Origin of the sequence: Sphingomonas sp. UBA978 (assembly GCF_002292295.1) — a bacterium.
GTDB lineage: Bacteria > Pseudomonadota > Alphaproteobacteria > Sphingomonadales > Sphingomonadaceae > Sphingomonas.
The window spans coordinates 175,170-193,860 of record NZ_DBBS01000016.1; the positions used below are offsets into that span (position 1 = coordinate 175,170).

Sequence of the window (18,691 nt, forward strand, 5' to 3'; positions counted from 1 at the left end):
CCTATATTGGCGGGATGACATCTGCAGCCGATCCCCGCTCGTTCCTGTACCGCGACCAGCTTTCGCCCGAGGCGGCGCTGCGCCTCACCGCCGATGCGCTCGGCCGCGCCGATGACGGCGAACTCTACCTCCAGTACCGCAAGGCGGAGGCGTTCGGCTTCGACGACGGCCGGCTGAAGACCGCGAGCTACGACACCAACGCCGGCTTCGGCCTGCGCGCGGTGTCGGGCGAGATGACCGCCTTCGCCCATGCCAACGAACTGTCCGAGGCGGCGATCCGCCGCGCGGGCGAAACGATGGCGCTGATCGACCCGACGAGTGCGGCCAAGGCGCCGCCGCCGCAGGGCAACAACCGGCACCTCTATACCGACGCCGATCCGCTCGACCTGGTGCCGTTCGCCGACAAGGTGAACCTGTGCCAGACGATCGATGCGGCGGCGCGGGCGCGCGATCCGCGCGTGGCGCAGGTGTCGGTGGGGCTCAGCGGCACGTGGGGCGTGGTCGAGGTGGTGCGGCCGGACGGCTTCGTCGCCACCGACGTGCGGCCGCTGGTGCGGCTCAACATCCAGATCGTCGTCGAACAGAACGGCCGGCGCGAGACCGGGACGTTCGGGATCGGCGGGCGCTATCTCTACGACCGGCTGTTCGACCCGGCGGTGTGGAACCGCGGGATCGACGAGGCGCTGGCGCATGCCCTGGTCAACCTCGATTCGGTCGCCGCGCCGGCGGGCGAGATGACGGTGCTGCTCGGGCCGGGCTGGCCCGGGATCGTGCTGCACGAGGCGATCGGCCACGGGCTGGAGGGCGACTTCAACCGCAAGGGCACCAGCGCCTTCTCCGGCCGGATCGGCGAGCGGGTGGCGGCGCCGGGGGTGACGGTGGTCGACGACGGCTCGATCCAGGATCGCCGCGGCTCGCTGTCGATCGACGACGAGGGCACGCCGACCGGCGAGACGGTGCTGATCGAGGACGGCATCCTCAAGGGCTATATGCAGGACCGTCTCAACGCGCGGCTGATGGGCGTCGCGCCGACCGGCAACGGTCGCCGCGAAAGCTTCGCGCATGCGCCGATGCCGCGCATGACCAACACCTTCATGAAGGGCGGCAAGGACGATCCCGCCGAACTGCTCGCCCGGGTGAAGCGCGGCATCTTCGCCAAGAGCTTCGGCGGCGGGCAGGTCGATATCGTGTCGGGCAAGTTCGTGTTTTCCTGCACCGAGGCCTATCTGATCGAGGACGGCCGCATCGGCGCGCCGATCAAGGGCGCGACGCTTATCGGCGACGGCCCGACGGTCCTGACCAAGGTCACCGGGATCGGCAACGATTTTGCGCTGGACGAGGGGATCGGCGTGTGCGGCAAGGGCGGGCAGAGCGTGCCGGCCGGCGTCGGCCAGCCGACATTGCTGGTGGACGGGCTGACGGTGGGTGGAACGGCGACGGCCTGAACGCGGTAACGGAAGCATCTTTGATGAGCCTCGTCGAACTCGGTCGCTATGACCGCAATCTCGCCAACATCATCGTCGGGCGGCTCGATGCCGAAGGGCTGGATGCGATCGCCTTCGATGGCGGATCGAGCATCGCCGACGGCAGCTATCTGCTGATCCCGGTCCGCGTGATGGTGGACGAGGACGACCTGCCCGCTGCGCAGGCGATCGTCGCTGCTGCTGAAATTTGAGGCAGCCGCGCGCGGCTGCTCATTATTCTATCGTTAATCCGCGTTCCACCGCCGCACTCGCCCGCCGGACCGCGTCGTTTCGCGAATGGCATGATCGTTGCGAAGGGCCCTCTCGTACAATCGAGGGGGCAGGGATGAAGCTGGTCATTGCGATCATCAAGCCGTTCAAACTGGACGAGGTGAGGGAAGCGCTCACCACGTTGGGCGTGGCGGGGATGACGGTTACCGAGGTCAAGGGGTTCGGCCGCCAGAAGGGCCAGACCGAAATCTATCGCGGCGCCGAATACAGCACCAACATGGTGCCCAAGATCAAGATCGAGGTGGTCTGCGCCGCCGATCTCGCCGACCGGGTGGTCGAGGCGGTTCAGGCGTCGGCGAACACCGGCGCGATCGGCGACGGCAAGATCTTCGTGCTCGACGTCGGCCAGGCGGTGCGGATCCGCACCGGCGAAACCGACGATTCGGCGCTCTGAGGGGGGAATAGGGATGAAGCACGCTTTGAAGATCGCGGGCGCCGCGGGGCTGACCGCCCTGGCGTTCGCCGCCATGCCCGCCTGGGCGCAGGATGCCGCCCTGCAGGCGCCGCCGGCCGCGGCAGCACCCGTGGTGGCGACCGTCAACAAGGGCGACACCGCCTGGATGATGACCTCCACCGTCCTCGTCATGATGATGATCCTGCCGGGTCTGGCATTGTTCTACGGCGGTCTCACCCGCTCGAAGAACATGCTGTCGACGATGACGCAGATCGGCGCGGTCGCGTGCCTCGCGATGCTGCTGTGGGTGATGTACGGCTACAGCCTCGCCTTCGGACCTGACCTGACCAGCGGCTTCTCCAACGTCATCGGCAGCCTCGACAAGGCGTTCCTGAAGGGCGTGACGCCCGCATCGCAGGCGGCGACCTTCACCGCCGGGGTCGAGATTCCCGAATATGTCTTCATCTGCTTCCAGATGACCTTCGCCGCGATCACCGTCGCGCTGGTGCTGGGATCGGTGGTCGAGCGGATGAAATTCTCCGCCGTCATGGCCTTCGCCGCGGTGTGGCTGACGATCGTCTATTTCCCGATCGCGCACATGGTCTGGGCGTCGTCGGGCTTCTTCTTCAAGGCGGGCGCGCTCGACTTCGCCGGCGGCACCGTGGTGCACATCAACGCCGGCGTCTCGGCGCTGGTCGCCAGCATCATGCTCGGCAAGCGCATGGGCTATCCGACGACGCCGATGCCCCCGCATTCGCTGACGCTGACCGCGGTCGGCACCGGCCTGCTGTGGGTCGGCTGGTTCGGCTTCAACGCCGGCTCGGCGCTGGAGGCCAATGGCTCGGCGGGTCTGGCGATGATCAACACCTTCGTCGCCACAGCATCGGGCGCGCTGTTCTGGATGCTGGCGGAGCGCCTGCGCGGTCACAAGGGGTCGGCGCTGGGCTTCTGCTCGGGCATCGTGGCGGGCCTCGTCGCGGTGACGCCGGCGGCCGGCAACTCGGGTCCGTTCGGCGCGATCGTGCTGGGTGCGGTCGCCTCGCTGGTCTGCTTCTTCGCCGTCTCGGTGCTCAAGCCGAAGCTCGGCTATGACGATGCGCTCGACGCCTTCGGTGTCCACGGCATCGGCGGTATGGTCGGCGCGATCGGCACCGGCATCGTCTATGCCCCGTCGCTCGGCGGGCCGGGCGCGGCGGACTATGCGATGGGCGCCAAGCTGCTCGTCCAGGTCGAGGCGGTGGTCGTCACCACCATCTGGGCGACGATCGGCACCGTCATCGCGATCCTGATCGCCAAGGCGCTTACCGGCCTGCGGGTCGCTCCCGAAGTCGAGCAGGAAGGCCTCGACCTCGGCGAGCACGGCGAGCGCGCCTACAACTGATCCTCTGATCGGGCGCGGGGGCAGCAGACCCCCGCCCCCCACGACGTTCCTCCTGCGGACGACCTCGACCCGGTACGGCGACGTACCGGGTCTTTTTTGTCGGGTTCACACGAAGGCGCGAAGACGCGACGTATCGCGTCCTGGACAGGCATGGCCTGCCTTTATCGCAGCGGGGGGGCGAGCGGGCGGGCGGCGCAGCTACGCCACCTCTTCGCGTCGTCGCGGCTTCGCGCGAATCAGGTTTGCGCGCAGAGGCGCGGACGGTGCAGAGATGCTACGCCTCGGAACCGATCGCCCCGGTACGAACGCGCAAAATATACGAGGCGGAGCAACTATTGCTCCCCTCTGCGTTCTCCGCGCCTCTGTGCGAACGCGTTCAAGACGCTGCGCGCACGACTCCCGAGGTGCGGGAGGTTCTCAGCCCAACCGTTCGCGCAGGGCGAGCATTGCCAGCGCCGCTTGCGCCGCGCCGCCGCCCTTGTCGAGCTGCGCCGGGTCGGCGCGCACGATCGCCTGCGCCTCGTTCTCGGTGGTCAGGATACCGTTGCCGATCGCGAGCCCGTCCAGCGTCAGCGCCATGATCCCGCGCGCGCTTTCGTTGGAGACGATCTCGAAATGATAGGTCTCGCCGCGGATCACCACGCCCAATGCGACGAAGGCGTCGTAGCGGTCGCTGTCCGCGGCCAGCGCAATCGCGCCCGGCACCTCGAGCGCACCCGGCACCGTCACCGTATCGTGGCTATGGCCCGCCGCCTCGATCGCGGCGCGGGCGCCGGCGACGAGCATGTCGTTGAGATGGTCGTAGAAGCGCGCTTCGACGATCAGTACGTGTGCCATGTCAGCCCTCCGTCTCGATCGCGCGCTCGCCGACGATCGACAGGCCGTAGCCGTCGAGGCCGACGAGCGTGTGGTGGGTGTTGGTGAGCAGCACCATTTCCTCGACGCCGAGTTCGGTCAGGATCATCGCGCCGACGCCATAGTCGCGCAATTCCTCCATATCCTCCTTCGGCAGCGTGCCTGCCTTCGCCTGCAGCGCGACGGTGAACTGGTCGACGCGCGGGCGGTTGATGACGACGATCACGCCGGCACCTTCCGCAGCGATGATCTCCATCGACCGGCGCAGCAGGCCGGCGCGATCGCCTCCCTCGCCGAAGATGTCGGCGAAGGGCGACAGCGCGTGCATGCGGACCAGCGTCGGCTTGCTCGGGTCGACCTTGCCCTTGACCAGCGCGATCTGCTCGGTCCCGGTCGCCTTGTTCCAATAGGTCAGCGCGGTCCATTCGCCGCCCCAGTCGCTGACGAAGCGCGCCTCGGCCCGCTTCTCGACGAGATGGTCGTAGCGGCGGCGATAGGCGATCAGGTCGCGGATCGTACCGATCCTGAGATTGTGGAACTGCGCGAAGGTGACGAGGTCGTCGAGCCGCGCCATCGTCCCGTCCTCGTTCATGATCTCGCAGATCACGCCCGAGGGATTGAGGCCGGCAAGCCGCGACACGTCCACCGCCGCCTCGGTATGGCCGGTGCGCACCAGCACGCCGCCGTCGCGGGCGACCAGCGGGAAGACATGGCCCGGCGTCACGATCTCGTCGGGCGACTTGGACGAATCGATCGCCACCGCGACGGTGCGCGCGCGGTCGGCGGCGGAGATGCCCGTCGTCACGCCGTCGCGCGCCTCGATCGAGGTGGTGAAGGCGGTCTCGTAGCGCGTGCCGTTGTTGCGGCTCATCAGCGACAGGCCGAGCTCGTCGACGCGCTTGCGGGTCAGCGCGAGGCAGACCAGCCCGCGGCCGTGTTTGGCCATGAAGTTGATCTTCTCGGGCGTCGCCATCTGCGCGGGGATGACGAGGTCGCCCTCGTTCTCGCGATCCTCGTCGTCGACCAGGATGAACATGCGGCCGTTGCGCGCCTCGTCGATGATCTCTTCGGGCGACGACAGGAAGGCGTGGCGGATGCGCCCGAGTTCGGACCCCTTAGACATGCTGTGCGCCACGATAATGCTCCATACGTTGCAGATAGCGGGCAAGCACATCGATCTCGATGTTGACCGCCTGGCCCTCCGCGAGAGTGCCGAGGGTGGTGACTGTCTGGGTGTGGGGAATGAGGTTGACCGTGAACCGGGTGGTCGGGCCGTGATCCTCGACCGCGTTGACGGTCAGCGAGACGCCGTCGATCGTGATCGAGCCCTTGGGCGCGATGAACGGGGCGAGTTCGGCCGGCACGGCGAAGGCGATGCGATGCGATTCGCCTTCGGGCGTGATCGCGAGCACCTCGGCGATGCCGTCGACATGGCCGGTGACGATATGGCCGCCGAGTTCGTCGCCGAGCTTCATCGCGCGTTCGAGGTTGAGGCGGCGCCCCGGCGTCCACTGGTCGCGCGCGGTGCGCCGGATGGTTTCGGCCGACACCTGCATGTCGAACCACGACCGGCCGCCGTCCACGCCCTTGTCGACCACGGTCAGGCACACGCCCGAACAGGCGATCGACGCGCCGAGGTCGATCGTGTCGGCGTCATAGGCGGTGGCGATGCGCAGGCGCGTGTCGCCGCGGTTCTCGACCGATTCGATGGTGCCGATATCGCTGACTATGCCGGTGAACATGATCGTCCTCGTGAATCGGCCCGCTCGTATACCTCGACTCGATCGGTGCCAAGCGGCCGCGCATCGTGCAGCCGCCACCGGCCATGTGCCGTTCCGAGATCGGCGAGGCCGATGTCGCCGAGCGCCGGCCGGCCGCCGCCGATGAGGATCGGCGCGCGGTAGAGCAACAGGCGGTCGACCAGATCGGCGCGGAGGAAGGCGGCGGCGGTCGCGGCGCCGCCCTCGATCAGGACATGGTCGGCGGGGAGGGCGGCGATTTGTCCGGGGGCGGTGATCCAGACGGGATCGGCCGTGCCGGCCCCGTCCGACGGGTGCGGGTGGGCGGACAGGACGACCCGGATCGGGCTCCGCGCTTCCAGCCCGGCAAGGCGCACGTCCAGCTTCGGCGCGTCGACATCCCACGTCCCCCGCCCGACGAGGATCGCCTCGTGCCGGCCGCGTTCCAGATGGGCATGCGCGCGCGCCTCGGCCCCGGTGATCCAGCGACTGGTGCCGTCGGCGAGCGCGATGCAACCGTCGAGCGAGGTCGCGAGCTTCAGCGTCACCAGCGGCCGCCCGAGTCGCGGGCGGGTGAGGAAGCCCGCCATGCTCCGCGCCGCCTCGGCGGCCCGCACGTCCTGCGTCACCGCGATGCCGGCGTCGCGCAGCCGCGCCATCCCGATGCGATCGGTGCGCGGATCGGGGTCGCCGAGCGCCACCACGACCCGGCCCACGCCCGCCGCGACCAGCAGGTTGGCGCAGGCCGGCCCGCGCGGCGACAGATGCGCACAAGGCTCCAGCGTCGTATAGACGGTCGCGCCGCGCGCGGCCTCGCCGGCCTGGGCGAGCGCCATCGCCTCGGCATGCGGGCGCCCGCCGGGCTGGGTCCAGCCGCGGCCGACCACCCGGCCGTCGCGGACGATCACGCAGCCGACATTGGGATTGGGGGTGGTCCGCCCGCGCGACCGTTCGCCGAGCGCGATCGCGGCACCCATCCAGCGATGGTCGGCGCTCAGAGCCCCCACTTGCTCATCGCATCGTCGACCTGCTTGAACTGGCCGCGCAATTTTTCCTCGCGCGCCTTTTGCGCGGCGATGCGCTTGTCCTGCTCGACCTTGTCGATCTCCTGCTGCGCCTTGATCTGCGCATCGGTGCGGTCGGCGCGGTAATTGTTGAAATAGATGATGTTGGGCGAATAGGGTTCGGGCGGGATGTCGTTGCGCATGAACGCATAGACGAAGAAGCCGGTAACCCCCATCGCTAGCACCAGGAAGCCGAGCTCGTACGGCTGGCGGCCGGCGAGGAACAGACGCAGGTCCTTGTAGGCGCGGACCGGCGAAAAGCGGCTGAAGAACTGCATAGCGGCGAAGATAGGACGCCGGGGGCGGCTAGGCCAGTCCCCCGCGATTCACGCGGCGGTCACCCCCGGCGTCCCCGCATTCCTCAGCCGGCATCCTCCATGCGGAAGGTCAGCGCCATCGTCCGCCACGCCTCGACCGGCACGTCGCCGCGGGTGGCCGGCTTGAAGCGCCAGTAGCGCAGCGCGCGTTCCTGCGTCACCTGCCAGAAGGCGTCGCTGGTCGCGGTGAGGCGCTCGATCTGCTTCACCCGGCCATCGGTGCCGACGAGGACGCGGACGGTGACCTTGCCGTCGCGGTTGGCGCGGCGTTCGGCGGGCGGATAGACCGGCTGGAAGGCGCCGGCATAGCGCGGGTCGACCTGCGGTCCGATCAGCGGCGGCAAGGGCGTCGGCGTGGCGATCACGAGCGGACCGGGATCGCTGCCGACGATCGGCGTCGGCGGGGTCGGTACGATCGTGGTCGTGGTGGCGAGGTCCGATGTCGACGGCGTCGGCACGATCGGGTCGGGAGCGACGATCGTCTCGGTCGGGCGGCTGGCGACGACCTCGGCCGTCTTCGGCTGCGGTTTCGGGGGCTCGGGCGGCGGCGGGTCGATCGGGATGTTGGTGGTGATGAGCGTGCGGATCGGGTCGTTCGGCAGGATTTTCGGCCCCGCGAACATCAGCGCGGCGATCAGCCCCGCATTGATCGCGACGGCGGCGGTGAGGCCACCGGGGTTGAAACGGGTCGGCTGGGTGTAGCGGTCGGCGTACATGATCCGTCTCCTGCGTGCTGTGCGACTCGATTGCGTCTCCTTGGGAATGGAAATGGTACGTTGTATCGTTACGGCGTCAAGAGGTGACGTTGTACCGTTGCCGGGTGCGAACCGGAGCGGATCGACATGCCGGCTCCGGTGTCATCGGTGTGAGGCGCGGAATATGGTTCGCGCAGAGGCGCGGAGGACGCAGAAATGTGCGCCCGCCGTATCGCCGGTTCCTGCCTTCCCATCGCGCCTCTGCGCGAACACGATCGCATCCTGACGCGAGTTGATGTCGATCGGGCGCGGGTTGCACCAGAATCGGATGGCATCGGATTGATCCGAATGTTCGTCATTGCGAGCGCAGCGAAGCAATCCAGAGCCGTACCAGGACGCCCTGGATTGCTTCGCTGCGCTCGCAATGACGGATCAGTTTGATGTCATCCCGCTCCAAGCGCGCGAGGACGGATCAGGCGGACAGGCGCGCCACCGCACGGTCGCGGCCGATCAGCGGCAGCAGTGCTGCCATGTCCGGGCCGTGGTCCAGCCCGGTCAGCGCCTGGCGGAGCGGCAGGAACAGCGCCTTGCCCTTGCGCGCCGTCGCGTCCTTCAAGGCCGCGGTCAGCGCGTGCCAAGGGTCGGACGTCCAGTCGATCGCCGCCGCCACCGCCGCCGCCTGCGCCAGATAGGCGCGCGTGTCGGCATCCGGCGCGGGGGCGTCGACCGGCCCCTCGATCACCCGCCACCAGTCCGCCGCCTCGGCGACGCGCGACAGGTTCGGGCGCACCGCATCCCATTCCGCCGCGCCCATGCCCGCGGGGAGGCGATCGGCGACCGCGGCGTGCGGCAGCTGGTGGACGATGCGCGCATTGACCTGCGCCAGCTCCGCCTCGTCGAACCGCGCCGGCGCGCGGCCGAAGCGGGCGAAGTCGAACGCCGCGATCAGCGGGGCGGGATCGGCCATCGGTTCGACCGGATCGCTGGTGCCGATCCGCGCGAGCAGCGCGATCACCGCCTGCGGCTCGATGCCTTCCTCGCGGAAATGCGCGACGCCGAGCGAGCCCAGCCGCTTCGACAATTTGCCCTCCGCGCCGGTCAGCAGCGCCTCGTGCGCGAACCGCGGCGGCGCGACGCCCATCGCGTCGAACATCTGCAATTGCAGCGCGGTGTTGGAGACGTGGTCCTCGCCACGGACGACATGGCTGATGCCGAGATCGGCGTCGTCGATCGCGGAGGGCAGCATGTACAGCCACGATCCGTCGGCGCGGCGGACGACGGGATCGCTCATCGTACGCGCGTCGAACGCCTGCGGCCCGCGGATCAAATCGTCCCAGGCGATGGGGGCGTCGTGATCGAGCCGGAACCGCCAGTGCGGGCGCACCCCGTCCGCCTCCAGCCGGGCGCGATCGGCGTGGGTGAGCGCCAGCGCGGCGCGGTCGTAGACCGGCGGCAGGCCGCGGCCGAGCAGGATCTTGCGCCGGAGGTCGAGCTCCTGCGCCGTCTCATAGGCGGGATAGATGCGCCCGGCCGCGACCAGCGCGTCGAATCGGCGCTGATAGAGCGCGAACCTCTCCGACTGGCGCACGTCCATGATGGGTTCGAGGCCCAGCCAGGCGAGATCGGCGCGGATGCCCTCGACGAACCGCTCCTCCGACCGCTCGGCATCGGTATCGTCAATCCGCAGCACGAACCGGCCGCCGTTCGCCGCCGCGAACATCCAATTGTGCAGCGCTGCCCGGATGTTGCCGACGTGCAGGCTGCCGGTGGGCGAGGGGGCGAAACGGGTGATGACGGTCATGCCGCGGGCCTAGTCAGTCAGGATGGGACGGACAAGCCGTGCGCCCGGCGCCAATGAAGCTTTCGATTTTGTGACGGTGGCTCTAAGGCGCGCAGCACCGAACGGGGCGGAGCCAAGCGCATGAAACTGATAACCGGCAATTCGAACCTTCCGCTGGCACGGGAGATTGCGGCCTATCTGGAGATTCCGCTGACCGATGCGCTGGTCCGCCGCTTTGCCGACGAGGAGATCTTCGTCGAGATCCAGGAGAACGTGCGCGGCGAGGACGTCTTCGTGCTCCAGTCGACCGGCTTTCCGGCGAACGACAACCTTATGGAAATGCTCATCATCATCGACGCGCTCAAGCGCTCGTCGGCGCGGCGCATCACCGCGGTGATCCCGTATATGGGCTATGCGCGGCAGGACCGGAAGCCGGGACCGCGCACGCCGATCTCGGCCAAGCTGGTCGCCAACCTCATCACCGTCGCGGGTGCCGACCGCGTGCTGTCGGTCGACCTGCATGCGGGGCAGATCCAGGGCTTCTTCGATATCCCGACCGACAATCTCTATGCCGCACCGGTGATGTCGGCGGACATCAACGCCCGGTTCAAGGGCAAGAACCTGATGGTCGTCTCCCCCGACGTCGGCGGCGTGGTGCGCGCGCGCCAGCTCGCCAAGCGACTCGACAACGCCCCGCTTGCGATCGTCGACAAGCGCCGCGAGCGCGCCGGCGAATCGGAGGTGATGAACATCATCGGCGACGTCGAGGGCCGCTTCTGCATCCTGATAGACGACATCGTCGATTCGGCGGGGACGCTCTGCAACGCGGCGGCGGCGCTGCGCGAGGCGGGGGCGGAGGACGTCGTCGCCTATGTGACGCACGGCGTCTTGTCGGGCGGCGCGGTGGCGCGGGTCGAGGGATCGGCGCTGCGCGAACTGGTCATCACCGATTCGATCGGCAACCACGAATCGATCCGGCCCAAGGACGGCAAGTCCGGCCGCATCCGCCACCTGCCGATCGCGCCGCTGCTCGGCGAGGCGATCAAGCGGATCGCGGACGAGACGTCGGTGTCGTCGCTGTTCGATTGACGGCGAAGGGGCGGCGACGTCCGCCCCGATGCGCGGAGCGCAGCGTCCGGCGCGGGCTGCGGGCGCGCTGACGCGATCCCGACTGACGGCAGTTTTGTCGTCGTCCGGGTCTTGCTCCCGCCATGCGTCGTTACGCAGCGATGAGGATAGAGCGTGCCGGTCCGGATGATCGGCGACGACGGCAAAGCCGCCGTCGGACGGGTTCGGCGCGCCGACCCGCCGTCCGGTCTTGCGGTTGCGCTGCGCGCACCGGTCCGGACGTGGCCGGACCTACCGCTGCGACAGCGCGATGATATGTTCGAACACCGCCGGGTGCAGCGGCTTGGCGAAGGCGCAGCCGTATTTGAACTTGTCGCGCCACGCGACCACCGCCTCGAGGCCGGCAAGGCCCGGCAGCGTCAGCCACACGACCGTCCCCGGCCACAGCGTGAAGCTGGTTTCGGCGCGGAACCCGGACAGCGACAGGTCGGTCACCTCGATCTCGAATCGGGTCTGGCCGCGATCGCGCAGATGCGCGCGCATCTTCACCGACTTGCGGAGCGCCTGACGCGAATCGTCGTTCAGCTCGACGGGCTCGTACGGCGGGGTGAAGATCGGCTGTTCCATAGCGCGACGATGCCACGCGAATGGTTACTTTTCTGCCAATGCCTTTTCCCGCTCCGGCGCGCGCACGCCCTGGCGGCCGCGGCGCTTCAATTCGGCCTTGAGGTCCTCGGGCCGGGGCGCGACGAGGAAGCCGAAGCTGACGTTGCCCTCGCGCGTCTCGACGACATGGTGCAGCCGGTGCGCCTGGACGATCCGCTTCATATAGGCGGATTTGGGCAGGTAGCGCGTCGGGATCCGCTGATGCACGATGATGTCGTGGAATCCGAAGTAGATCGCGCCATAAGCCGCGATCCCCGCGCCGATCCACGCGAAGCCCTGCCACCAGCCGAGCTGCACCCCGCCGAGCAGCAGCACGAACGACGGCACCGCGAAGATCGCGGCATACAGGTCGTTCAGCTCCCAGTTGCCGTGGCGTTTGGTGTGGTGGCTGGCGTGGAGGAACCAGCCCCAGCCATGCATCACCCAGCGATGCGCCGCATAGGCGAAGCCCTCCATGCCGATCACGGTCACGAGGAAGAGAAGGATGCCATACGGCCAGGCCATGCGTGTTCCGTCTAATGCGAAGCGTTTGCGATAACGAATGGACCCGGTGTGATATCCGGGGTGGATTCGCCGGGCCGCCTGTGCAAAAGGCCGCTCAATCTCCTCTTAATAGCATAATGCGAGGCAGGCCATGAACATCCACGAATATCAAGCCAAGGAACTGCTGGCAAAGTTCGGCGTGCCCGTTCCCGCCGGTTTCGCCGCGATGAGCGTCGAAGAAGCCGTCGCCGCCACCGAGAAGCTTCCCGGACCGCTCTACGTCGTCAAGGCGCAGATCCACGCCGGCGGCCGCGGCAAGGGCAAGTTCAAGGAACTCGGCCCCGACGCCAAGGGCGGCGTCCGCCTCGCCAAGACCGCCGACGAAGTCCGCGCGGCGGCGACCGACATGCTCGGCAACACGCTCGTCACCATCCAGACGGGCGACGCGGGCAAGCAGGTCAACCGCCTGTACGTGACCGACGGCGTCGACATCGCCAAGGAATTCTACCTCGCGCTGCTCGTCAACCGCGCGACCGGCCGCGTCTCGATGGTCGCCTCGACCGAGGGCGGCATGGACATCGAGACGGTGGCGCACGACACGCCTGAGAAGATCCACTCGATCGACATCGACGCCGCGACCGGTTTCCAGCCGCATCACGGCCGCGCCGTCGCCGCCGCGCTCGAACTGACCGGCGACCTCGCCAAGCAGGCCGCGTCGACCGCGTCGAAGCTGTACGACGCGTTCCTCGGCACCGACGCCGAGCAGATCGAGATCAACCCGCTCGCCGTCACCGACGACGGAAAGCTGATGGTGCTCGACGCCAAGGTCGCCTTCGACGGCAATGCGATGTTCCGTCACAAGGACCTGATGGAGCTGCGCGACACCACCGAAGAGGATGCGATGGAGCTCGAGGCGTCGAAGTACGACCTCGCCTATATCAAGCTCGACGGCGACATCGGCTGCATGGTCAACGGCGCCGGCCTCGCCATGGCGACGATGGACATCATCAAGCTGAACGGCATGTTCCCGGCCAACTTCCTGGACGTCGGCGGCGGCGCCAACAAGGAGAAGGTGACCGCGGCGTTCAAGATCATCCTCGCCGATCCCGCGGTGAAGGGCATTCTGGTCAACATCTTCGGCGGCATCATGAAGTGCGACATCATCGCCGAGGGCATCGTCGCCGCGGCGAAGGAAGTGAACCTCTCGGTGCCGCTGGTTGTCCGCCTGGAAGGCACCAACGTGCAGGCCGGCAAGGACATCCTGGCGAACTCCGGCCTCGCGATCGTTCCCGCGAACGATCTGGGCGACGCGGCCAAGAAGATCGTCGCCGAGGTGCAGAAGGCGGCCTGACCGATGACGGGGCGGGGCGTCATGCCGTGCGCTCCGTCGCCCCGGACGCGGTCCGGGGCGGGATGGATATCGTAAAAGACGTCGGGCTCGGGCATCATGTCCGGGCCCGATTCGTCTGTTCCGGGCAGATGCCGTTACGGCAAGCGGCACTTTCCGTACCGGACTTGCGAAAACCGCGGAAAATAGCCATGTGAACCGCCGATACGATGCCGGAAAAACGGTATCGGAGGCGCAATCGGAAGGAAGCTGATGAAGGTGCTGGTGCCGGTCAAGCGCGTGCTTGACTATAACGTGAAGCCTCGCGTGAAGGCGGACGGGTCGGGCGTCGATCTGGCCAACGTGAAGATGAGCATGAACCCGTTCGACGAGATCGCGGTCGAGGAAGCCATCCGTCTGAAGGACAAGGGTGTCAACGAGATCGTCGTCGTCTCGATCGGCGAGCAGAAGGCGCAGGAAACGCTGCGCACCGCGCTGGCGATGGGTGCCGACCGCGCGATCCTCGTCACCTCGGACACCAAGGTCGAGCCGCTTGGCGTCGCCAAGATTCTGGCCAAGATCGTCGAGGAGGAACAGCCGAGCCTCGTCATCCTCGGCAAGCAGGCGATCGACGACGACAACAACCAGACCGGCCAGATGCTGGCGGGCCTGCTCGGCTGGGGCCAGGGGACGTTCGCGTCCAAGGTCGAGCTGACGACCAGCGACGTCACTGTGACTCGCGAGGTCGACGGCGGCCTCGAGACGGATACGTTCCCGCTGCCCGCGATCGTCACCACCGATCTGCGCCTCAACGAGCCGCGCTACGCCTCGCTGCCCAACATCATGAAGGCGAAGTCCAAGCCGCTCGCGCAGAAGACCGCCGCCGATTACGGCGTCGACGTCACCCCGCGCCTTACCACGCTCAAGGTCGTCGAGCCGGGCAAGCGCCAGGCGGGCATCAAGGTCGCCGATGTCGACGAACTCGTCACGAAGCTGCATGCGATGGGGATTGCCCGATGACCGGTAACCTGAAGACGCTCGTCTGGGTCGAACATGACGGCACGGCCGTTAAGGATGCCACGCTCGCCGCGGTGACTGCCGCGTCGCAGCTGGGCGAGGTGCATCTGCTCGTCGCCGGCCAGGGCGTCGACGGCGTCGCGCAGGCGGCGGCGAAGATCGCCGGCGTCGGCAAGGTCCATGTCGCCGACGACGCGGCCTATGCGCATGCGCTCGCCGAGAATATCGCGCCGCTGGTCGTCGAACTGATGGGGCATCACGACGCCTTCGTCGCGCCGTCGACCACGACCGGCAAGAACGTCGCGCCGCGCGTCGCCGCGTTGCTCGACGTGATGCAGATCAGCGACATCCTTTCGGTCGAGGGCGAGGACACGTTCACGCGTCCGATCTATGCCGGCAATGCGATCGCGACCGTGCAGACGTCGGATGCCAAGAAGGTCATCACCGTCCGCGGCACCGCCTTCGAAAAGGCGGCGACCGAGGGCGGCTCGGCCGAGATCGAGGCGGTCGCGTCGCAGGGCGAAACCGGCGTGTCGACCTATGTCGGGTCCGAAATCGCAGAGAATGCGCGCCCCGAGCTGACCAGCGCGAAGATCATCGTCTCGGGCGGCCGCGCGCTGCAGAACGGCGAGAATTTCACCAAGCTGATCGAACCGCTTGCCGACAAGCTCGGTGCCGGCGTCGGCGCGAGCCGCGCGGCGGTGGACGCGGGCTATGTCCCGAACGACTATCAGGTCGGCCAGACCGGCAAGATCGTCGCCCCCGAAGTCTATATCGCGGTCGGCATTTCCGGCGCGATCCAGCATCTTGCGGGCATGAAGGACAGCAAGGTTATCGTCGCGATCAACAAGGATGAGGACGCCCCGATCTTCCAGGTCGCGGACATCGGCCTGGTCGGCGACCTGTTCAAGGTCCTGCCGGAACTGACCGAGAAGCTTTGATGACGGACGGCGGGCAGCGGTGCTGCCCGCCGGTACGGCCAATGCGGCGCGGCGACGACGCGGAATGTCTTGCGGCGGCGTCGGTCCAAACGAGACATCCCGATCGACGGCCATCGCCCGGATTGTCGGCACTGACCACGGGCTATTCGGTCATTTCGCGTCGGGTACGAGCGTATGCGCATCCCGGGCGGCGGCCACCCATCGGTAGACCGCATCGGCGATGTAGAAGCGGAACTGCACCCCATCGAAATACACTTTGCGCGCGTTCTCTACGCACACCCGCGCGCGGTTGACGATCGCGGCCTCCAGACGCCGCACCGAATCGAGCGGTTGGTCGGTCAGCGCCAGTCGGACCGACAGCTCCGGCTGCAATCGCACGAAGCACACCGCCGTTTCGAAATAATGCTGGTCCACGGGCAACCGGAATTGGGACAGCGGCGTCTCGCGCCTGTTGAAACGGGCCTGCACGACCGGGTCGCCCGTCTGCGCTCTGGTCAACATGATCGGTGGTTCCACCGATTTGAGCGTCTCGATCACCAGTGCACCGCGATCGTAATACGGATCGGTCACGGCGCCGCCGACGGCCCGTCCTGCATCCGGCGCACATGCCATATTCAACTGCGCGAGCCGGGACATCGCAAAGGCTTGCACGGTGCTGTTGGTCCGCGTGTCCAGGGCCTTGCGCAGCCATTCCCGCCGGGTCTCATCCCTCGGGGCGGCGGCACAGGCCGCCCAGCGTCGCGCAAGATCGAATATGCGACGGCTCCCGACAGCGTCGCCGGTTCGCTGGCTACCCAGCGTCCCGGTCGTGACGGCGGAATCCTTCGCCTCGATATCGCGCAGTCCGGTGACGACGATATCCTCGGAAACCGGCCCGGCCGTCGTCTGTGGAGCGGATGGGGTCGGCGGCACGCTCTGCCCCATCAGCGCGATCGCCGCCGCAATTCCTGTTCCGATCATCAAAGGCTCCCCCGCTGTTGGCCCACGATCATGCTGGCTCAAAGCGCCGGAGTAAATCGACGGAGCGGTCGCGGTCGCGGACGCACGCGTCACCGTCCGTTGGCGGACCAGATTGGCGCGACCCGATCGGGTCAAAAAAAGCGGCCCGATCCCAGCAAGATCGAGCCGCCAGTCTACGCCTAGGGAGCTTATACCCGGCGTGTTCGTGAAATCGGGATCAGAGCGCGTTGCCCGCGGGCGCAAGGACGTTGTCGGCGAGGCCGGCGTCGTTGCCGATCGCCACGTCGTTGCCCGTCGTCTCGAACGCGTCGCCGTTGCCGAGACCCGCGTCGCCCTCTTCGTTGAGCGTCAGCGTGTCGGTCGCGGTGATGTTGTTGCCGGCGTCGGTCTTCGGGCCGCAGGCGGCAAGGCTCAGGGCGGCAAGCGCGAGCGCGGGTGCGAGAATAAGGGTCTTCATTCAGTCCTCCGTGTTGAACAAGGGGCTGCGTGGTCGCGCAGTCCGGCGCCGATCAGCGCAAAGAAAGCCTGGCTGGCGGGGGCGGTGCCGGCGTCCCATTCGGGATGCCATTGCACGCCGAGCACGTCCGCACCGCAGGGCCGCGCCGACACCGCCTCGATCAGGCCGTCGTCCGCCGCCACCGCTTCGACCGACAGGCCGCCGCCAAGCCGGTCGATGCCCTGCTGATGCACCGAATTGACCCGCATCCGCCGCGTGCCGGTGGCGCTGGCGAGTCGGCCGCAGGCGCTGAGCTCGACATCGTGGCCGTGATGGAAGAGCGAGTCGTAATCGCCTTCCCAGCCGCCGCGGTGATGGCGTTCGGCATGTTCCGCCGCGCACAGGGAGCCGCCGAACAGCACGTTGATCTCCTGCAACCCGCGGCAGATGCCGAAGACGGGCTTGCCCGCCTCGATCATCCGGCCGGCGAGCGCCAGCGCGACCTCGTCGCGGGGTTCGTCGACGATCTGGCCGGCGGGCAGCGCCGCGCCGCCATAACGCCATGGCGCGACATGCGAGCGCGATCCGGTGAGCAGCAGCCCGTCGAGGATCGCAGACAGCGTCGCGACGTCGGCAGTGTCGGGCATCGCCGGCACCAGGAGCACCGTCGCCCCCGCCAGCCGGGTGAGCGGTTCGACGAAGCGGCTCGCGACCACCTGGACCGGCCGGTCCGCGACCTCGTTGCAGCACAATACGCCGATCACCGGGCGGCGTTCGGAGCGGAGCGATTGCCCCATCACACCACCGCCGCCACGAGCGTGTCGCGCAGGGCATGACCGGCGCCGGGTGCAAGCAGACTCGCCTCCGGCTGCACCACGACGCCGCCCGAGGGGACGTCGGTCAGCAGCCAGACGTTGCCGCCGATCGTCGCACCGGCGCCGATATGGACGCGGCCGAGGATCGTCGCACCGGCGTAGATGACGACATCGTCGCCGACGACCGGATGCCGGGCGAAGCGGTCGCGCGGTCCGCGGCGTGCGGCGCCGAGCGGGCTGCGCGCACCCAGCGTGACATGCTGGTACAGCCGCACGCCGCTGCCGACGATCGCGGTCTCGCCGATGACGACGCCGGTGCCGTGGTCGATGAAGAAGCGTTCGCCGATCGTCGCGCCGGGATGGATGTCGATTCCGGTGCGTTCGTTGGCGAGTTCGGAGATCATCCGCGCGACGATCGGGGCGCCCAGTTGGTGCAGTTCGTGCGCGATGCGATGGTGCAGGCTGGCGATCGCACCAGGATAGCAGACGAGGATCTCGTCAGTGCTGCCCGCCGCCGGATCGCCCAGGAACGCCGCCTCGACGTCGCTGTCGACCAGCCGGCGGATGTCGCCCAACGTGCCGGCGAACAGCCGGACGATGGTCGCGGCCTGATCGGCGTCGAAGGTCGCGTTCGCCTCCGTCTGCCAATAGCCGATCTCATGGCCGATCTCGCGCTCCAGCTCGGTGAAGGCGGCGGCGAGCTTGGCGGCGACGAAGCGATCCTCGTCGTCGGGGGTGGCGCGCTGCAGGCCGAGCCGGCGCGGATAGAGCGCTTCCGCCAGCAGTTCGACGACGCGCTCGACCGTGCCGCGCGACGGGAAGACCGCGGCGGCATGGCCGGGCCGTTGGCGGTCCCGCCACGCGGATCGCGCGCTGCGCAGCGCAGTGACGGCTTCGCCCAGCGTCGCGCCCGGGCGCGGTCTGTCTGCCAATCGACGCTGCGTGGTCATGCGACTACCTCCACCGATGAAGATATCCTACTCGCATGATGGGAATAGG

The 18,691-nt window shown here is 68.0% G+C and carries 21 protein-coding genes; 8 read left to right on the forward strand and 13 right to left on the reverse strand.

The window, feature by feature from the left end; translation table 11 throughout:
- Positions 1 to 14 precede the first annotated feature (14 nt).
- The 4 genes from tldD to B2515_RS09720 all read left to right on the forward strand — a co-directional run bounded on the left by tldD (position 15) and on the right by B2515_RS09720 (position 3,529).
- Positions 15 to 1,445 (forward strand): metalloprotease TldD, encoded by a 1,431-nt coding sequence (tldD, locus tag B2515_RS09705; RefSeq protein ID WP_293876003.1) that lies wholly within the window; start codon positions 15 to 17, stop codon positions 1,443 to 1,445.
- A 23-nt stretch (positions 1,446 to 1,468) separates the two neighbouring features.
- Complete coding sequence (locus B2515_RS09710; RefSeq protein WP_293876004.1) at positions 1,469 to 1,675, forward strand: putative signal transducing protein; 207 nt, start codon at positions 1,469 to 1,471, stop codon at positions 1,673 to 1,675.
- A gap of 134 nt (positions 1,676 to 1,809) precedes the next feature.
- Positions 1,810 to 2,148, forward strand: coding sequence for a P-II family nitrogen regulator (locus B2515_RS09715; RefSeq protein WP_262828981.1), 339 nt, complete (start codon positions 1,810 to 1,812; stop codon positions 2,146 to 2,148).
- Between the two features lie 13 nt (positions 2,149 to 2,161).
- Positions 2,162 to 3,529, forward strand: a complete 1,368-nt coding sequence (locus B2515_RS09720; protein ID WP_293876005.1) for an ammonium transporter — start codon at positions 2,162 to 2,164, stop codon at positions 3,527 to 3,529.
- Between the two features lie 417 nt (positions 3,530 to 3,946).
- Here the strand turns inward: B2515_RS09720 and ribH are convergent, their stop codons facing one another.
- From ribH to B2515_RS09755, 7 genes are all read right to left on the reverse strand, one after another.
- Positions 3,947 to 4,366 carry a 6,7-dimethyl-8-ribityllumazine synthase gene (gene ribH, locus B2515_RS09725; RefSeq protein ID WP_293876006.1) on the reverse strand — a complete coding sequence of 140 codons (420 nt, stop codon included), beginning with the start codon at positions 4,364 to 4,366 and terminating at the stop codon, positions 3,947 to 3,949.
- A 1-nt stretch (position 4,367) separates the two neighbouring features.
- Positions 4,368 to 5,507 carry a 3,4-dihydroxy-2-butanone-4-phosphate synthase gene (gene ribB, locus B2515_RS09730; protein WP_293876007.1) on the reverse strand — a complete coding sequence of 380 codons (1,140 nt, stop codon included), beginning with the start codon at positions 5,505 to 5,507 and terminating at the stop codon, positions 4,368 to 4,370.
- Positions 5,500 to 6,126, reverse strand: a complete 627-nt coding sequence (locus B2515_RS09735; protein WP_293876008.1) for a riboflavin synthase — start codon at positions 6,124 to 6,126, stop codon at positions 5,500 to 5,502. Before B2515_RS09735 ends, ribB begins: the two co-directional genes overlap by 8 nt.
- Entirely contained in the window at positions 6,111 to 7,121 is a 1,011-nt protein-coding gene (ribD, locus tag B2515_RS09740; protein WP_349676240.1) for a bifunctional diaminohydroxyphosphoribosylaminopyrimidine deaminase/5-amino-6-(5-phosphoribosylamino)uracil reductase RibD, read from the reverse strand. Before ribD ends, B2515_RS09735 begins: the two co-directional genes overlap by 16 nt.
- Positions 7,118 to 7,465 (reverse strand): hypothetical protein, encoded by a 348-nt coding sequence (locus B2515_RS09745; RefSeq protein WP_293876009.1) that lies wholly within the window; start codon positions 7,463 to 7,465, stop codon positions 7,118 to 7,120. The genes ribD and B2515_RS09745 overlap by 4 nt, the downstream gene beginning before the upstream one ends.
- Positions 7,466 to 7,548: 83 nt before the next feature.
- Positions 7,549 to 8,220 carry an energy transducer TonB gene (locus B2515_RS09750; protein ID WP_293876010.1) on the reverse strand — a complete coding sequence of 224 codons (672 nt, stop codon included), beginning with the start codon at positions 8,218 to 8,220 and terminating at the stop codon, positions 7,549 to 7,551.
- A 451-nt stretch (positions 8,221 to 8,671) separates the two neighbouring features.
- Complete coding sequence (locus B2515_RS09755; protein WP_293876011.1) at positions 8,672 to 10,000, reverse strand: glutamate--tRNA ligase; 1,329 nt, start codon at positions 9,998 to 10,000, stop codon at positions 8,672 to 8,674.
- A gap of 120 nt (positions 10,001 to 10,120) precedes the next feature.
- Between B2515_RS09755 and B2515_RS09760 the strand changes: the two genes are divergently transcribed.
- Complete coding sequence (locus B2515_RS09760) at positions 10,121 to 11,068, forward strand: ribose-phosphate pyrophosphokinase (protein ID WP_293876012.1); 948 nt, start codon at positions 10,121 to 10,123, stop codon at positions 11,066 to 11,068.
- Between the two features lie 270 nt (positions 11,069 to 11,338).
- Here B2515_RS09760 and B2515_RS09765 read toward each other — a convergent pair whose 3' ends face one another.
- Positions 11,339 to 11,674: a PilZ domain-containing protein gene (locus B2515_RS09765; RefSeq protein ID WP_293876013.1), complete on the reverse strand. Its 336-nt coding sequence runs from the start codon at positions 11,672 to 11,674 to the stop codon at positions 11,339 to 11,341.
- Positions 11,675 to 11,698: 24 nt separating this feature from the next.
- Positions 11,699 to 12,217: a sterol desaturase family protein gene (locus B2515_RS09770; protein WP_293876014.1), complete on the reverse strand. Its 519-nt coding sequence runs from the start codon at positions 12,215 to 12,217 to the stop codon at positions 11,699 to 11,701.
- A 130-nt stretch (positions 12,218 to 12,347) separates the two neighbouring features.
- Between B2515_RS09770 and sucC the strand changes: the two genes are divergently transcribed.
- The 3 genes from sucC (at position 12,348) to B2515_RS09785 (ending at position 15,481) form a co-directional block, all read left to right on the forward strand.
- Positions 12,348 to 13,547 carry an ADP-forming succinate--CoA ligase subunit beta gene (sucC, locus tag B2515_RS09775; protein WP_293876015.1) on the forward strand — a complete coding sequence of 400 codons (1,200 nt, stop codon included), beginning with the start codon at positions 12,348 to 12,350 and terminating at the stop codon, positions 13,545 to 13,547.
- A gap of 249 nt (positions 13,548 to 13,796) precedes the next feature.
- Positions 13,797 to 14,543 carry an electron transfer flavoprotein subunit beta/FixA family protein gene (locus B2515_RS09780; RefSeq protein WP_293876016.1) on the forward strand — a complete coding sequence of 249 codons (747 nt, stop codon included), beginning with the start codon at positions 13,797 to 13,799 and terminating at the stop codon, positions 14,541 to 14,543.
- A gap of 8 nt (positions 14,544 to 14,551) precedes the next feature.
- The gene (locus B2515_RS09785; protein ID WP_293876042.1) at positions 14,552 to 15,481 is read left to right on the forward strand and encodes an electron transfer flavoprotein subunit alpha/FixB family protein; all 930 of its coding nucleotides are present in this window, start codon (positions 14,552 to 14,554) and stop codon (positions 15,479 to 15,481) included.
- A 150-nt stretch (positions 15,482 to 15,631) separates the two neighbouring features.
- Here the strand turns inward: B2515_RS09785 and B2515_RS09790 are convergent, their stop codons facing one another.
- The 4 genes from B2515_RS09790 to epsC form a co-directional block, all read right to left on the reverse strand.
- Positions 15,632 to 16,441, reverse strand: a complete 810-nt coding sequence (locus B2515_RS09790) for a hypothetical protein (RefSeq protein ID WP_293876017.1) — start codon at positions 16,439 to 16,441, stop codon at positions 15,632 to 15,634.
- Between the two features lie 217 nt (positions 16,442 to 16,658).
- Positions 16,659 to 16,898 carry a hypothetical protein gene (locus B2515_RS09795; RefSeq protein WP_293876018.1) on the reverse strand — a complete coding sequence of 80 codons (240 nt, stop codon included), beginning with the start codon at positions 16,896 to 16,898 and terminating at the stop codon, positions 16,659 to 16,661.
- Entirely contained in the window at positions 16,895 to 17,674 is a 780-nt protein-coding gene (locus tag B2515_RS09800) for a gamma-glutamyl-gamma-aminobutyrate hydrolase family protein (protein WP_293876019.1), read from the reverse strand. The genes B2515_RS09795 and B2515_RS09800 overlap by 4 nt, the downstream gene beginning before the upstream one ends.
- Entirely contained in the window at positions 17,674 to 18,642 is a 969-nt protein-coding gene (gene epsC / locus B2515_RS09805; RefSeq protein WP_293876020.1) for a serine O-acetyltransferase EpsC, read from the reverse strand. The genes B2515_RS09800 and epsC overlap by 1 nt, the downstream gene beginning before the upstream one ends.
- Positions 18,643 to 18,691 lie beyond the last annotated feature (49 nt).

What these genes read in the sequence shown, in the direction of transcription:
- B2515_RS09735 (WP_293876008.1), bottom strand. Translation starts at nt 6,126, where the DNA reads ATGTTCACCGGCATAGTCAGCGATATCGGCACCATCGAATCGGTCGAG.
- B2515_RS09780 (WP_293876016.1), top strand. Translation starts at nt 13,797, where the DNA reads ATGAAGGTGCTGGTGCCGGTCAAGCGCGTGCTTGACTATAACGTGAAG.
- B2515_RS09800 (WP_293876019.1), bottom strand. Translation starts at nt 17,674, where the DNA reads ATGGGGCAATCGCTCCGCTCCGAACGCCGCCCGGTGATCGGCGTATTG.
- ribH (WP_293876006.1), bottom strand. Translation starts at nt 4,366, where the DNA reads ATGGCACACGTACTGATCGTCGAAGCGCGCTTCTACGACCATCTCAAC.
- sucC (WP_293876015.1), top strand. Translation starts at nt 12,348, where the DNA reads ATGAACATCCACGAATATCAAGCCAAGGAACTGCTGGCAAAGTTCGGC.
- B2515_RS09750 (WP_293876010.1), bottom strand. Translation starts at nt 8,220, where the DNA reads ATGTACGCCGACCGCTACACCCAGCCGACCCGTTTCAACCCCGGTGGC.
- tldD (WP_293876003.1), top strand. Translation starts at nt 15, where the DNA reads ATGACATCTGCAGCCGATCCCCGCTCGTTCCTGTACCGCGACCAGCTT.
- B2515_RS09755 (WP_293876011.1), bottom strand. Translation starts at nt 10,000, where the DNA reads ATGACCGTCATCACCCGTTTCGCCCCCTCGCCCACCGGCAGCCTGCAC.
- B2515_RS09745 (WP_293876009.1), bottom strand. Translation starts at nt 7,465, where the DNA reads ATGCAGTTCTTCAGCCGCTTTTCGCCGGTCCGCGCCTACAAGGACCTG.
- B2515_RS09715 (WP_262828981.1), top strand. Translation starts at nt 1,810, where the DNA reads ATGAAGCTGGTCATTGCGATCATCAAGCCGTTCAAACTGGACGAGGTG.
- B2515_RS09720 (WP_293876005.1), top strand. Translation starts at nt 2,162, where the DNA reads ATGAAGCACGCTTTGAAGATCGCGGGCGCCGCGGGGCTGACCGCCCTG.
- B2515_RS09765 (WP_293876013.1), bottom strand. Translation starts at nt 11,674, where the DNA reads ATGGAACAGCCGATCTTCACCCCGCCGTACGAGCCCGTCGAGCTGAAC.
- B2515_RS09795 (WP_293876018.1), bottom strand. Translation starts at nt 16,898, where the DNA reads ATGAAGACCCTTATTCTCGCACCCGCGCTCGCGCTTGCCGCCCTGAGC.
- B2515_RS09710 (WP_293876004.1), top strand. Translation starts at nt 1,469, where the DNA reads ATGAGCCTCGTCGAACTCGGTCGCTATGACCGCAATCTCGCCAACATC.
- B2515_RS09790 (WP_293876017.1), bottom strand. Translation starts at nt 16,441, where the DNA reads ATGATCGGAACAGGAATTGCGGCGGCGATCGCGCTGATGGGGCAGAGC.
- B2515_RS09770 (WP_293876014.1), bottom strand. Translation starts at nt 12,217, where the DNA reads ATGGCCTGGCCGTATGGCATCCTTCTCTTCCTCGTGACCGTGATCGGC.
- epsC (WP_293876020.1), bottom strand. Translation starts at nt 18,642, where the DNA reads ATGACCACGCAGCGTCGATTGGCAGACAGACCGCGCCCGGGCGCGACG.
- B2515_RS09760 (WP_293876012.1), top strand. Translation starts at nt 10,121, where the DNA reads ATGAAACTGATAACCGGCAATTCGAACCTTCCGCTGGCACGGGAGATT.
- ribB (WP_293876007.1), bottom strand. Translation starts at nt 5,507, where the DNA reads ATGTCTAAGGGGTCCGAACTCGGGCGCATCCGCCACGCCTTCCTGTCG.